Raw genomic sequence first — 14,201 nt, 5'->3', positions numbered from 1 at the left:
TGACGATGACCGCTCGCCCGCTCAATGGGGCAGTGGGAGGAATTCGACGATGGTGCCGTCGGGGGCATCCGGCGGGACGATGACGAGGCCGTCGCGGTCGATGAGGCCGGCCAAGTGGGCGGTGCGGACGGAGGTGTCGGCGGTCCAGCCGCCTTCGGGGGTGTAGCGGGCGGGGGTGATGCGCTGGACGGGGCCCGCTGTTTCGGCGGCGTTGTGGAGGGGGCCGTAGGCCGGGCGGGGTGGGGGTGCGGCGGTGCGGGCGGCGACGATGGCGGGGGTCAGGGCGAGCAGGACGGCGATCGCGGCGAAGGGATTGCCGGGGAGGCCGAGAACCGTGGGGCCGGTAGGGAGTTCGGCGACGATGGTGGAGCCGCCGGGGCGCATGGCCAGTCGCGGGACGACGACACGAGCCTCGGCGCGGGCGATGGCGGAGCGGAGCTGGTCGGCGGCGCCGCCGCCGGTGGCGCCGACCACCACCAGGAGATCGAAACCGGCGGTGGCGGTGAGCATGTCGTCGAAGCCGTGGTCGGTGTCGCGCAGGTGGACGCGGTCGAGCACGGTGACGCCGAGGCCGGCGAGCAGGTCGGGCAGGACGGGGCCGATCGAGTCGCGGGTCTGACCGGCTTGCAGCGGGCCGCTGCTGCGGATCTCGTCGCCGGTCATGACGATGCGGGCCCGGACGGGCCCACGGACCAGGCCCGCGGTGACCTCCACGGAGGCGGCCGCCGAGCGCAGGGCGGCGGTGACGCGCGTGCCTGCGGGAGCGAGGAGATCGCCGACCATCTGATCCTCGCCGCGGGTGCGGATATCGCTGCGGATCGGGGTGTCGGGGCGGCGGGTGAGCTCGTCGCCGGTGACGTCGGCGAACTCGTCACGCAGGACGGAGGTGGTGCCGTCGGGGACGTGCGCGCCGGTGGCGATGCGCACCGCTTCGCCGGGCAGCAGGCCGACCGGGCGGGCGCCGCCCGCGAAACCGATATCGCGGCGCAACTGCCATGGCCCGTCGCCACACACGGCGTAGCCGTCCATCGCGGAGACGTCGAAGCGGGGCAGCGCGCCGGCGGCGACGATCGGGGCGGCGAGGGCGGCGCCGCTCACTTCGCCCAGCTCGGCCTCGTAGGCGACCAGCGGGGTCAGCTCGGCGGCGATGCGGGCCCTGGCCGCGGTGAGGTCGAGGCGGGTGGCGGCGCGGTCGGCGATCGTCTCGCGGGCGCGGCGGACCTCCTCCTCGGTGTCGCAGTCGCCGGTGCCGGGCAGTTCGATCAGGGTGGTCTCGGTGGGGACGATCGCCTTCATCGGCTGGTTCTCCAGCGCGTCCAGCCCGGCCAGTGCCGCGGCCAGGGCGGTGCGACGCCAGACCCCGACGAGGTATTGGGGTCGGCCGGAGGCGTCGATCGCGAAGACCGCGTCGGTGGTCGATTCGGCTGCGCGGCGCAGTAATTCGCGCACGGTGTCGGGAGTGAGGAACGGCATGTCCGCGGCGAGGACCACGATCCACGGCGCCGGGTCGGGGCCGAGCGCGCTGAACCCGGTGCCGATCGCCGCGACCGGGCCGGAACCCGGTGGGACCTCCCTGACCTGCTGCACCCCGGGATCCAGCGCGGGCCGATGTGGACCGACCACCACGACCCGGCCGCAGTCGGCCACCGCGGCCAGCGCGGCGTCGAGCATCGATCGGCCGCCGATCACGATCGCGGGTTTGTCCACCCCGCCCATCCGGCTCGCGCGTCCGCCCGCGAGCACGATCGCATCGGCGGCGGTCATCGGCTGATCCGGCGTAGGGTAATCGGCACGAAAGTCATGCTAGCGGGGCGTGACGTCGATGCTCGAGCGCCCGACGGCGGCGTCGCGTCGCGGTCCGGCAAGGGGGTGGGGATGTCCGGTGCAGGTGGACCGGGTCAGCCGACGATGCTCGGCGACGTGATCCGCGGATTCCTGTTCGTGGTCGTCACACTCGGCGGGTTGTTCGGCGCGCTCGGGGTGGTGGTCGGACTCGTCGAACGCGATATGGGAATCCTGGTCGTCTACCTCGTGTGGTCGGTGGTGTTCGCGATCCTCGGTGCGCTGGTGTTCTGGTGGATCAAGTCCTCGCGGTCGCCGACGAAACGTGGTGTCGGTGCGGGGCGATTGTCGGCGTATCCGCCGGGGAGCGCACAGGCGGGAGTGAGTCCTTCGCACACTCCGGCGGCGTACGAGCAGCCCGGCCGAGCGCAGTCGCCCGTGATCCAGCAGCCCGGCATGGCGCAGCCACCCGGATATCAACAGTCGGGTGGGGTGCATCCGCTCGTGCCTCAACAGTCGGGCATGGTGCAGCCGCCCGTGCCTCAACCGTCGGGTGGGGCGCATCCACTCGCACCTCAACAGTCCGGTGGGGTGCAGACGCCCGGGCGTGAGCAGTTCGGTGGGGCGCAGACGCCCGGGAACTGGCGGGGTGGGCCCGCGGCATCGGGGAGTGGGCCCCACCCCGAGCGGACGCCGAAGCGCCCAGATGCGGGAGCACGGCGACCGCAGGACGCGCCCAGCGGAGCGGCGGCGCGACCTGGTGAGCTGAGCGCGCCGCCCGGTGGTCTCGATTCGCGGCCCAACGGTCCTGCCGTGCGGCCCAACGGCACTGCGGTGCGGCCCAGCAATCCTGACCTGAGGCCCGGCGGTCCTGACACGGGGCCCGGCGCCTCGGGCCTGAGGCCTGGCGGTCCTGACCTGAGGCCCGGCGCCCCGGAAACGAGGCCCGGCGGTCCTGACCTGAGGCCCAGCGCCCCGGACACGAGACCCAGCGCCCCGGACGCGCGAACCGGTGCGCCGAATGCATCGAAACCTGCTGTAGACGAACGGCACTCGGCGCCGACCAAAACAGCGGGGCCCGTGCGGCGCTCCGATGTCGGTGCGCCGTTGACGCCGCCGCCGGTGCGGCCGGGGGACCGGCCCCCGGTGCACTCGCCCTCGGCGGATACCTACGCGGAGGACCCGGCTCGCCGCTCCTCCCCGGTCACACCTCCGGCTAGACCGGTAGCGCCCTCGGATCCGACTGTGCAGCAGTCCTTTCCGGACGAGCACTGAGTCGCCGCCCGGCCGACGGCCATCGCTTCGGGGCGGGTCGGATCGGTCGCGGATCGAGCACGACCGGCGGGCATTGCGTGATCGAGCGCGAACCGACGGCCGGGTAACGCTCAGAGCCGGGCTGTGCGGAGGTCGACGCGACCGTCGACGATCGGCACCCCTTCTTCGGCGAGCAGACGCAACTGCCGGGCGGCGAGGTGGGCGGCGGGGCGGCCGGACGCGCCGATCACCCGGTGCCAGGGGAGGTCGGCGGAGTCGGTGCGCATGATCCAGCCGACGGTGCGCGCCGAGGACAGACCCGCACCCTGGGCGATATCGCCGTAGGTCGACACCCGGCCGGGCGGGATGGCCGCGACCAGTGCGCGGACTCGTTCGACCTGCTCCTCCGTCGTCGCCGCCATCGCCGCTACAGTGCCGCGGCGATCAGCGCGGCCGCCTCGGCGGGGCGGGCCTGGGCGATCATGTGATCGCACTCCCACACCTCGACGGTGAGCCGGTCGCGGAGGTGAGCGGACAGCGCGGCCAGGAACTCGGCGGTGACATAGGGCGGCTGCACCTTGGCCGCGCGGACCAGCACGGTGGTCAGGTCGGCGGGCGGCAGCACGAACGGACGCGCGAGCTGACCCCAGTACGAGGTGATCGCGGGCTGGAAGATGCGCCAGCCCACCCGGCCGCCCTCGGTGGGCACCAGATGCTCGGCCAGCTCGCGTTCGAGCAGCGCCGGGTCGACCTCGTCGGGGCTCCACGCGCTGTGCTGCTTGTCGGACCTGGCCTCGGCGAGGTCGGTGTAGTCGGGGGAGGCGAGGTTGGCGAGGGCGACCTGTTCGATGAGCTTCGGATCGATGCCGATCGCGGGGTCGAGCAGGATCAGCGACCGCACCAGGTCGCGATGACGGCGGGCCAGGTGGATGCCGGCCGCGCCGCCGAAGGAGTGGCCGACGACGACCACCGGACCGTCGGTCTCCGCCCGCACGAGGGCCGCCAGATCGTCGACGATCGTCTCGAAGTCCCACGGTGGCAGCGAGGTCGAGCGGCCGTGTCCGCGCAGGTCGGGAGCGATGACCCGGGCCTGGGGCAGGTGCTCGGTGGCCAGGGTTTCCCAGCGGTTGCCGTGGCCGGTGAGACCGTGCAGGGCGAGGACGGCAGGGCCGTCGGCGGGACCGAAACGGTACACATGAAGCGAGGACACGACAGCCATTCTGGCCGGTCGCGCACCATCGCGCAGCGTGTCCCCCCGGCAGGGGAGTGCTGGCGTGTCGTACTGGTCTGTTGCAATAGCCGACGTGGTGCGATCGGATAGCTCGGTGCGACTCGTGCGCCGGACGACGCGGGCGCCCCGGCCGCGAGCCTGGGGCGCCGCTGTTCGCGCGCTGTTCGCCGAGCAGGCCCAGCCCGCGCCGTCGCGCCCCGGCTGGCTGCCCTGGCAGGTCCTCGGCGGCCCCGGTACCGGCAAGACCGCGCTGCTGGTCGACCTGGTGACCGCGCGGATCACCGACGGCGCCGACCCCTCGTCGGTGCTGGTCCTCACCCACACCAAGCAGGCCGCCGCCGCGCTGCGCGACGCGATCACCGTCCAGCTCGGACCGCACGCGGGCGGCATCCCGGGCGCGAGCCGGGAACCGATGGTGCGCACGCTGCACTCCTACGCGTTCTCGGTCCTGCGCCGCCACGCCGAGCTGCACGGCAACCCGCCGCCGAGACTGCTCACCGGCGCCGAACAGGACGCCGTGCTGCGCGAGATGCTGCGCGGCGACCTCGCCGACATCGAGGCGGGCGCGCGCGGACTGTGGCCGCCCCGGCTGCACCCCGCGCTCGCGCTGGGCGGATTCGCCGAACAACTGCGCGACCTGATGCTGCGGGCCACCGAACGCGGGCTCGGCCCCGAGGATCTGATGGCGCTGGGCCGGGAACACGACAACGACGCCTGGGTGGCGGCGGGGCGGTTCTTCCAGCGCTACGAACAGGCGTCGATGCTGCGCTGGTCGGTCGGTGTCGCGGCCCCCGAGGCGACAGCGCCCGCCCTCGACGCCGCCGAACTCGTCGGCGCGGCCCTCGACGCGCTGGCCGGTGACCGGAATCTGCTCGCCGCCGAACGCGATCGGATCCGCTACCTGCTCGTCGACGACGCCCAGCACCTCGACCCGCAGGCCGCGACCCTGGTGCGCGCCATCGGCAGCGGCAGCGCGAGCACGGTCGTCACCGGTGACCCGGACCAGAGCGTGTTCACCTTCCGCGGGGCGGACTCCCGCTTCCTGATCGATATCGACACGGTGCCGCAGCGGCGAATCATCTTGCGGCACAACCACCGCAGCGGCGAACCCATCCGCCTGGCCACCGCGCGGATCGCGGCGCGACTGCCGGGAAGTGCGCGTCACCGCGTGCTACCCGGGCAGGCCGCTCCGCCGGAATCCACCGAGCACGGTGGTACCGAAGGGGATTCGGTTGGTCATCGGCCGATGCCGGAGTTGTTCGACACGAGGGGCCACGCCGAGTCCAGGCGCCGCGGTGAGTCCCGGCCATCGACGTCCAGCGACACCGACGACGCGGGACCGGATCGGTCCGGCGACTTCGGCGGTGGTTCGACGGCGGCACCGGGCCGGGCCGACGAGGTGCCCGACCACGAGGTCGAGTCGAGCGTGCGGGTCCGGGTGTTGTCGACCGCGGCCAAGGAGGCGGCGCTGATCGCCGACCACCTGCGCCGGGCGCATCTGACCGATGGCATCCCGTGGTCCGCCATGGCCGTGATCGTGCGCTCGGTCCCGCTCTCGCTCGCACCGCTGCGGCGCGCACTGCTGGCCGCGGGTGTTCCGGTGCGCCGACCGGCGGTGGCCGAACCGCTCGCCCGCAGGCGCGGTGCGGCGTGGATGGTGCTGGCGCTGCGTGTGCTGCTGGCCGGTGACTCGTCACGACCTGGTTCGCGGCGCGCGATCGATGCCATGTTCTCGCCCGAGGACGCCATGGATCTGCTGTCCGGCCCGCTCGGCGGCGCCGATCAGATCGCCCTGCGGCGGCTGCGCCGCGGTATCCGCCGCACGGTCCTGGACCTGGAGCGCGCCGGGGCACTGGCCGCCGCCGACCCCTACGCCGACGCCGACCAATTCCTGCTCTGGGGCGAAACACCGCCGCCCCCACCGGAAGCGCCCGAACCGGAACCGGATCCGATCGACGGCGAATGGCTGCCGCCGCAGGCCGACCCGGACGATCCGCTGCGCCCGGAACCCGAACCGGACTGGGACATCGCCGAACGCCTGCCCGACGACATCGACCTGCTCGACGCCGAAAACCCGCCCGCCGCAACGCCGCCCGTCGTCGGCCCGCCCCGGCCCGAACCCGAACCCCCGGCGGTGCCGCTCATCGACCAGTCCTCGGCGGAGGTCCTGCGCGACCTGATCGTCGGCAGCGGCGAGGAGCGGCTGCTCGACGGACTCACCGAAGTGGAGGCCGCGCCGCTGCAGCGGGTGCTGCGGGCGGTGCGCAAGGCGAGGGAGACCCAGGCCAGAGGCCAGGGCGTCGAGGACGTGCTGTGGACACTGTGGACCAGTTCCCGCCTGGAACGGCGCTGGTTCCGCCAGTCCCGGCGCGGCGGCGCGGCGGGCATGCAGGCCGACCGCGACCTCGACGCCGCCGTCGAATTGTTCGACGCCGCGGCGGGTTACGTCGACCGGCTGCCCAAGGCGAGCATCGACGGTTTCGTCGAATACTTGCTGCACCAGCAGATTCCCCAGCAGGGCAGGCCGCTGACCGCCGAGGGTGAGGCCGTGTCGCTGCTCAGCGCGCACGCGGCGGCGGGCCGGGAGTGGGATGTGGTGGCGGTGGCCGCGGTGCAGGAGGGGATCTGGCCCAACCCGCGCGCCAGGGGAACGCTGCTGCACACCGAGGATCTCGTCGACCTGGTCGCCGGTGTCGACCTCGGGGCGACCACGAGCCGGGCCGCGCCGATCCTGGCCGAGGAACGCAGGCTGCTGCTCGTCGCGTGCAGCCGGGCCCGGCGATCGCTGCTGGTCACCGCCGTCGAATCCGCGGCGGGCGACCAGGATCTGGTGCCCTCGCGCTTCCTCACCGAACTGCTCGGCGACGACGACACCGGCGAACCCGGCGCGCTGCCCGTCGCCGATCCCGGTCGCGCGCTGGTGATGCACGCCCTGGTCGCCGAACTGCGCGGCGTGGTCTGCGATCCCACCACCGCCCCGGACCGGCGGGACCGGGCCGCCCACCAGCTGGCCCGGCTCGCCGACGCCGGTGTCCCCGGTACCGATCCCGGCGACTGGTACGGCACCGCCGAGCTCAGCTCGGACAAGGGACTGTGGGACGACGACGATTCCCCGATCGGCCTGTCCCCGTCGACGGTCGAACTGCTGCGCACCTGCCCGCTGCGCTGGGCGCTGGAACGCCACGGCGGCACCGACGGCGACAATCCGCACGCCGTCAAGGGCAATCTCGTGCATACCCTGGTGCAGGCGCTGGCCGGTGACGTGCCGGAGGCACAGGTCCGCGCGGCGCTGGACCAGGCGTGGAAGTCGGTCGACCCGGCCACCGGCTGGCACTCCCGGCAGGAGCTGCGCCGCACCGAGGCGATGCTGGAGACCTTCCTGGCCTGGGTCAGGACCACCCGCGGCGAGCTCACCCAGGCGGGTGTCGAGGTGCCCGTGGACTGCGTGCTGCCCGCGCGGTCGGACGACGAACGCGCGGTGCGGATCCGTGGCCGGATCGACCGTCTGGAGCGGGACGCGCAGGGGCGCTTCGTGATCGTCGATGTGAAGACCGGCAAGACACCGGTCAGCGCGAAGGCCGTCGCCGAGCACGCCCAGCTGGCGACCTACCAGGTCGCCGCCGCGCACGGCGCGCTCGACGAGGCGGAATCGGCCGCGCCCGCCGATCCCGGTGGGGCCAGGCTGGTCTATGTCGCCAAGCCACATCACAAGACCGGTGCCACCGAACGCGCGCAGACCGCGCTGGACGCCGAGGGGCTCGACACCTGGCGCGAGACGATCCACGACGCGGCGGCCGCCACGCGTGGGCCCGGCTACCTGGCCGTGCGCAACGACGGGTGCAGGCACTGTCCGGTCGCGGGCAGTTGCCCGGTGCAGGACACCGGACGGCAGGTGACCGACGAGTGAGCGGCGTGCGCGTCACCCCGCAGCGGTTGGCCGACGCGCTCGGGCTGCCGCCACCGACCGCCGAGCAGGCGGCGGTCATCGCCGCGCCGCCGGGCCCGACACTGGTCGTGGCGGGGGCGGGCGCGGGCAAGACCGAGACCATGGCCGCGCGCGTGGTGTGGATGGTGGCCAACCAGCTCGTCGCCCCGGACGAGGTGCTCGGCCTCACCTTCACCCGCAAGGCCGCCCAGCAGCTGACCTCGCGTATCCGCACCCGCCTGGCCCGCCTGGCCGGCGCGCCGCTGGTGCGTGAGATCGACCCGACCGGTGCGCTGCGCACGCTGATCTCCGGCGCCGAACCGGAGATCAGTACCTACCACTCGTACGCGGGCAGGCTGCTCACCGCGCACGGCCTGCTGCTGCCCGTCGAGCCGTCGGCCGCGCTGCTCACCCAGACCCAGCTGTGGCAGCTCGCGCACGAGGTGGTGCGGTCCTGGGACGGCGACCTCGACACCGACCGCACCCCGGTCTCGGTGACCGAGGCGGTGCTGGCGCTGTCCGGCCAGCTCGCCGAGCACCTGGTGGAACCGGAGCAGCTCGCCGAGGCACACGCCGAGCTGGAGAAACTGGTGTACACCCTGCCCGCCGGGCCGCGGCAGCGCGGCGGGCCGAGCAAGACGCTGACCGCCGTGGTCGACGCGCAGCGGGAGCGGGTCGCGCTGCTGCCCTTGGTCCGTCAGCTCGCCGAGGCGCTGAACCGCCGTGGCGCCCTCGATTTCGGCTCCCAGATGTCGCTGGCCGCGCAGCTGGCCGTCGACCATCCAGAGGTGGCGGCCGCCGAACGCGCCCGGTTCAAGCTGGTGCTGCTCGACGAATACCAGGACACCGGGCACGCCCAGCGGGTTCTGCTGTCGGCGCTGTTCGGCGATGCCGACGCCGTGCGCCAGGATCGGCCGCGTCCGGTGCGGGTTCGCGGCGGTTCGTCGACAGCCCCGGCACCGGGACCCGAGACGCTCTGGGGCCCGGATCATCTCGGTGCGGGAGAGCCCGATCTCCTCGGCACCGGACCCGTCGACCCCGCGGATCACTCGCTCGCGGCGGCGGGTGATTTCGGTGTCACCGGGGCTGCGGCTGTATCGGCGAGCCGCGAGGGTGGTCGGCCGGAGAGCGGGTCGGCGGGCGGCCACGCGTCGAGCGGAACCGATAGGTCTCTCGCCGTCACCGCGGTCGGTGACCCGATGCAGTCGATCTACGGCTGGCGTGGCGCGTCGGCGGCCAACCTGCCCCGTTTCGCGACCGACTTCCCCGAAGCTTCCGGTGCCCCCGCGCCGATCCTGCCGCTGCTGACCAGCTGGCGAAACCCGCCGCAAGCCCTCGCCCTGGCGAACCTGGTCGCCGATCCGCTGCGCCTGCGGGCCAAGGCCGCGGGCGGGGCGACCGTCGACGCGCTGCGGGCCAAACCCGAGGCGCAGCCCGGTGTCGTCGAACTGGCGCTCACCGAAACCGTTGCCCAGGAACGGGACTGGATCGCCGAACGGATCGCCCACGAATGGGCGAACGCCAGGGCGGCCGACCAGCCGCCACCGACCTCGGCGGTGCTGATCCGGCGCAACGCCGACGCCGCGGCGCTGGCCGAGGCGCTGCGCGAGCAAGGACTTCCGGTCGAAATCGTCGGTCTCGGTGGGCTGCTCGCGACACCGGAGGTCGCCGACATCGTCGCCACCCTGCGGCTGATCGCCGAACCCGGCACCGGCAGCGCCGCCGTGCGCATCCTCACCGGCGCCCGCTGGCGGCTCGGCGTCGCCGATCTCGCCGCCCTGGCCCGGCGGGCGCGGATGCTGTCGATCGGCAGCCTGTCCGGCGACGCGTCCGCCGCCATCACCGACGCCGCCGGACTGGCGAGCGCGTTGCGGGAAGTGGCGCCGGAACCCACCGAACAAGCGGGCCTGGCCGACGCCATCGCCGATCCCGGTGCGCCCGATCAGTATTCGGAGGCGGGGTTCGCCCGCATCGTCGCGCTCGGTGCGGAACTGAGCGCCCTGCGCGAACGCAGCGGGCAGCCACTGGTCGAGCTCGTCGCCGATGTCGAGCGCACCATCGGCGTCGGCGTGGAGACCCAGGCCAGACGGGCCATCGCGGGCGGTGGCGCGGGCCGTGAGCACCTCGACGCGTTCGCCGAGGTGGTGGCCGGCTACGCGGCCGACTCGCGCGCCTCGCTCAGCGGTCTGCTCGCCTTCTTCACCGCGGCGGAATCGGTCGAGAACGGCTTGGAACCGGGCGAAGTGGAGGTCGCCCGTGATCGGGTGCAGGTGCTCACCGTGCACGCGGCCAAGGGGCTGGAATGGGAGGTCGTCGCGGTGCCGCACGTGAGCGCGTCGGTGTTCCCCTCGACGACCGCGCTGAGCACCTGGCTCGGCGCGCTCACCGAACTGCCTACCACCCTGCGCGGCGACCGCGCCCAGCCCGACGCGTCCGAGGGCGTGCCGGTGCTGGACCTGAGCCGGGTCGGGGACCGCGCCGAACTCGAACGCGCCATCGCCGACCACAAGGACGCGCTCAAGAGCCGCCGCCTCGACGAGGAACGTCGGCTGTTCTATGTGGCCCTCACCAGAACCGAACGGGTCCTGCTGGTTTCGGCCTACTACTGGCCCGAGACCGGTACCGCGCAGAAGGGTCCGTCGGACTTCCTGCTCGAACTGAAGCAGGCGAACGAGGACCCCGGCAGCGCCGCCTTCGGTGTCGCCACCATCGCCCGCTGGGACGACCAGCCCGCGCCCGACGCCGTCAACCCGTTCGCCGACAATCCGCCCACCGCCCCCTGGCCGCGCGATCCGCTCGGCGGCCGGCGCGATCCGATCGAACAGGGCGCGGAGCTGGTGCGCGCGGCACTCGAGCGGTTGCGTTCCCGCCCGGCCGATCCCGAGCCGACCGACGACGAGGACGATCCGGAGGGCTGGGCCACCGACGTCGACGCGCTGCTCGCCGAGTTCACCGCGGCCGAACTCGCCGACCAGCAGGTGGAGCTGCCCGGCCAGCTGCCCGCGACCGCGCTGGTGGAACTGCGCGCCGACCCGACCCGCCTGGCGGCCCGGCTGCGCCGCCCCCTGCCGTATCCGCCGAACCCGATGGCCAGGCGCGGCACCGCGTTCCACGCCTGGGTGCAGTCCTGGTTCGGCACCGAACAGCTGCTGGGTCTCGACGAACTGCCGGGTGCCGCCGACAGCGGCACCGAACTGGGCCGGGCCGACCGCGAACTCGCCGCCATGCAGGCCGCGTTCCGTCGCTCACCGTGGGCGCACCGCAATCCGATCGATGTCGAGGTGCCGTTCGAGACCAGCATCGCCGGCACCGTCATCCGGGGGCGGATGGACGCGGTGTTCGCCGAACCCGGCGGCCGCTGGGTGGTGGTCGACTGGAAGACCGGCGCCGAGCCCGGCCCCGCCGACGAAGCCGCCGTCGCGGTGCAGCTGGCCGTCTACCGGCTCGCCTGGGCGCGGCTGATGGCCGCGCGCACCGGTGCCGACGAGGCGACGATGCTCGAACGGGTCGGCGCGGCATTCCATTACGTCCGGTCCGGGCGCACCATCGCGCCCACCGACCTGGCCGGTCCGCGCGAACTGGCACAGCTCATCCGCGACGCGGCGCCGGTCCCTGATGTCGAATGAGCCCGAGACGCCCGCACGCAGTAGGCTCCCGGGTTGTGCCGGAGCCCAGCGGTGACGGGCCGAGCGAAAGGAGGGGGCGATGCTAGGCGACAAACGTGGCCCGATCGGGCTCAGCAGCAGCCCGGACTACGCGCTGGTCGGTCTCTTGCGGATTCCCGCCGTGCAGACCAGTCCGTGGGTGTCGCTCACCCGCCGCGTCCTGTTCGCGATCGCGCTGCTGTTCGCCGCGGCGACCGTGGTGTACATCGGCCGGGACGGCTACCGTGACAACTCCGGCGACGAACTGTCGTTCCTGGACGCGATGTACTACGCGACCGTCTCGCTCTCGACGACCGGGTACGGCGACATCGCCCCGATCACTCCCTCGGCGCGACTGATCAACACGATCGTCATCACGCCACTGCGCGTCCTGTTCCTGATCGTGCTGGTCGGCACCACCCTCAGCGTGCTCACCGAACGGTCCCGGCAGGCGTTCAAGATTCAGCGATGGAGGCACACCGTGCGCAATCACACCGTCGTCGTCGGCTACGGCACCAAGGGACGCACCGCGATCGACGCCATGCTCGCCGACGGGGTGCAGCAGGCCGACATCGTGGTCGTCGACACCGACGCGGTGGCGCTGGAAGCGGCGGCGAGCGCGGGACTGGTCACCGTGCACGGCTCGGCGACCAAATCCGATGTGCTGCGGCTGACCGGCGTCCAGCGGGCCGCCTCGGTCATCGTCGCCACCAACCGGGACGACACCGCGACGCTGGTGACGCTCACCGCCCGGGAACTGAACAAGACCGCCAAGATCGTGGTCGCCATCCGTGAGGCGGAGAACACCCACCTGGTGCGCCAGTCCGGCGCGGACTCGGTCGTGGTGTCCTCGGAGACCGCGGGCCGGTTGCTCGGCATCGCCACCACCACGCCCACCGTCGTGGAGATGATGGAGGATCTGCTCACGCCCGAGCAGGGCTTCGCCGTGGCCGAACGCGAGGTCGAACCGGCCGAGGTCGGTGGCTCGCCGCGCCATCTCAGTGACATCGTGCTCGGCGTGGTGCGGGACGGGAACCTGATCCGGGTGGGCGAGCCCGAGGTCGACGCGCTCGAGGCGAGCGACAAGCTGCTCTACATCCGGCACACCGGCAAGTGATCCGGGACCGCGCGACCGGCTAGGCTCGGACGTGTGTCGTTCCGGTTGAAAGACGTTCCGCTGCTGTCGCGTTCCACGATCGATCGAGCCGAGCACGTCCGGCTCGACCCCGATGCGCTGCGGGAGGGGTGGGGCAAGGCCAAGGTCCTGCGCGTCGACGCGCGGGGACGGGTGCGGGTGGAGAGCGCGGGCGTCGTCCTGGACGCGGCGATCACGATCGCCGACGAGCCAGGCGCAGGCGCGGTGTTCCTCGGTGTCGCCGAGGACAGTCACCTGTGGGCCGTGCGCGAGCCCGAGCTCGACGGGACGCTCAAGGACCTCCGGGCCCTCGGCGCTGTGGACGACTTCACCGCCGACCTGCTCGCCACCGCCTACGCGCTGCTCAACTGGCACGACCGGGCGGGCTACCACGGTGGCGACGGCACCTCGACGACCTCGGCGCGGGCGGGCTGGTCCCGGCTGACCGCCACCGGCGAGGAGGAATTCCCCCGGATCGACCCCGCCATCATCTGCCTGGTGCACGACGGCGCCGACCGGGTGCTGCTGGCCCGCCAGCACGCTTGGCCCGCGACCATGTTCTCGCTGCTGGCCGGATTCGTGGAGGCGGGCGAATCGCTCGAGCACTGCGTCGAGCGGGAGATCCGCGAGGAAGTGGGCGTCGACGTGCGCGAGGTCACCTACCTCGGCAGTCAGCCGTGGCCCTTCCCGCGCTCGCTGATGGTCGGCTTCGCCGCGGTCGGCGATCCAGAGCAGGAGCTGGTGTTCTCCGACGGCGAGATCGCCGAGGCGCACTGGTTCACCCGCGACGAGGTCCGCGCGGCGCTGCGGGCCGGAGATTGGACCGCGGCGCGCGAGCAGGGCGCGCGGCTACTGGTGCCCGGTTCCATCTCGATCGCTCGCACGATCATCGAATCCTGGGCCGAGTAGCCGGCGCGCGGCGCTCAGGCCAGGGCGGCCAGGGCCTGCTTGACCTGCGACAGTGACGGGTTGGTCGCCGTCGAGCCGTCCCGGTACTTGATGGTCGGGACGACGTGGTTGCCGTTGTTCACGCTGCCGACGAATTCGGCCGAAGCGGGGTCGTCCTCGATGTCGATCACGGTGTAGGTGATGCCCGCCTCGTCGAGCTGGGTCTTGAGGCGACGGCAGTAGCCGCACCAGGTGGTCGAGTACATCGTCAGATCAGTGGTTGCTTCAGTCACGGGATGTGCAACGTCTGAGGTGGGCGTGGTGTTCCGCTGGTGCCACCGC

8 protein-coding genes are annotated in these 14,201 nt (G+C 72.9%); 4 read left to right on the top strand and 4 right to left on the bottom strand.

Going from position 1 to position 14,201, the window contains the following annotated elements:
- Positions 1-21: 21 nt before the first annotated feature.
- The 3 genes from Q7X29_RS27720 to Q7X29_RS27710 form a co-directional block, all read right to left on the bottom strand.
- Entirely contained in the window at positions 22-1,764 is a 1,743-nt protein-coding gene (locus Q7X29_RS27720; protein ID WP_316575838.1) for an NTP transferase domain-containing protein, read from the bottom strand.
- A 1,403-nt stretch (positions 1,765-3,167) separates the two neighbouring features.
- Entirely contained in the window at positions 3,168-3,458 is a 291-nt protein-coding gene (locus Q7X29_RS27715) for an MGMT family protein (RefSeq protein ID WP_218721975.1), read from the bottom strand.
- A gap of 5 nt (positions 3,459-3,463) precedes the next feature.
- Positions 3,464-4,255, bottom strand: a complete 792-nt coding sequence (locus tag Q7X29_RS27710) for an alpha/beta fold hydrolase (protein WP_316575837.1) — start codon at positions 4,253-4,255, stop codon at positions 3,464-3,466.
- A gap of 115 nt (positions 4,256-4,370) precedes the next feature.
- Here Q7X29_RS27710 and Q7X29_RS27705 point away from each other — a divergent pair, with 115 nt between their 5' ends.
- From Q7X29_RS27705 to nudC, 4 genes are all read left to right on the top strand, one after another.
- Complete coding sequence (locus Q7X29_RS27705) at positions 4,371-8,174, top strand: ATP-dependent helicase (RefSeq protein ID WP_316576354.1); 3,804 nt, start codon at positions 4,371-4,373, stop codon at positions 8,172-8,174.
- Positions 8,171-11,818: an ATP-dependent helicase gene (locus Q7X29_RS27700; protein WP_316575836.1), complete on the top strand. Its 3,648-nt coding sequence runs from the start codon at positions 8,171-8,173 to the stop codon at positions 11,816-11,818. Before Q7X29_RS27705 ends, Q7X29_RS27700 begins: the two co-directional genes overlap by 4 nt.
- A 79-nt stretch (positions 11,819-11,897) precedes the next feature.
- Positions 11,898-12,953, top strand: coding sequence for a potassium channel family protein (locus Q7X29_RS27695; RefSeq protein ID WP_218721972.1), 1,056 nt, complete (start codon positions 11,898-11,900; stop codon positions 12,951-12,953).
- A 33-nt stretch (positions 12,954-12,986) separates the two neighbouring features.
- Positions 12,987-13,880 (top strand): NAD(+) diphosphatase, encoded by an 894-nt coding sequence (nudC, locus tag Q7X29_RS27690; RefSeq protein WP_218721971.1) that lies wholly within the window; start codon positions 12,987-12,989, stop codon positions 13,878-13,880.
- A 14-nt stretch (positions 13,881-13,894) separates the two neighbouring features.
- On the opposite strand, the gene Q7X29_RS27685 is transcribed toward nudC, so the two are convergent.
- A complete protein-coding gene (locus Q7X29_RS27685) occupies positions 13,895-14,125 on the bottom strand; it encodes a mycoredoxin (RefSeq protein WP_218721981.1) in 231 nt (76 codons plus the stop codon).
- Between the last annotated feature and the right edge of the window lie 76 nt (positions 14,126-14,201).

This window comes from Nocardia canadensis, assembly GCF_032656385.1.
GTDB classification, from domain to species: domain Bacteria; phylum Actinomycetota; class Actinomycetes; order Mycobacteriales; family Mycobacteriaceae; genus Nocardia; species Nocardia canadensis.
Note: the sequence above shows the minus strand (reverse complement) of the source record. Positions and strands in the feature narration are given on the sequence as shown.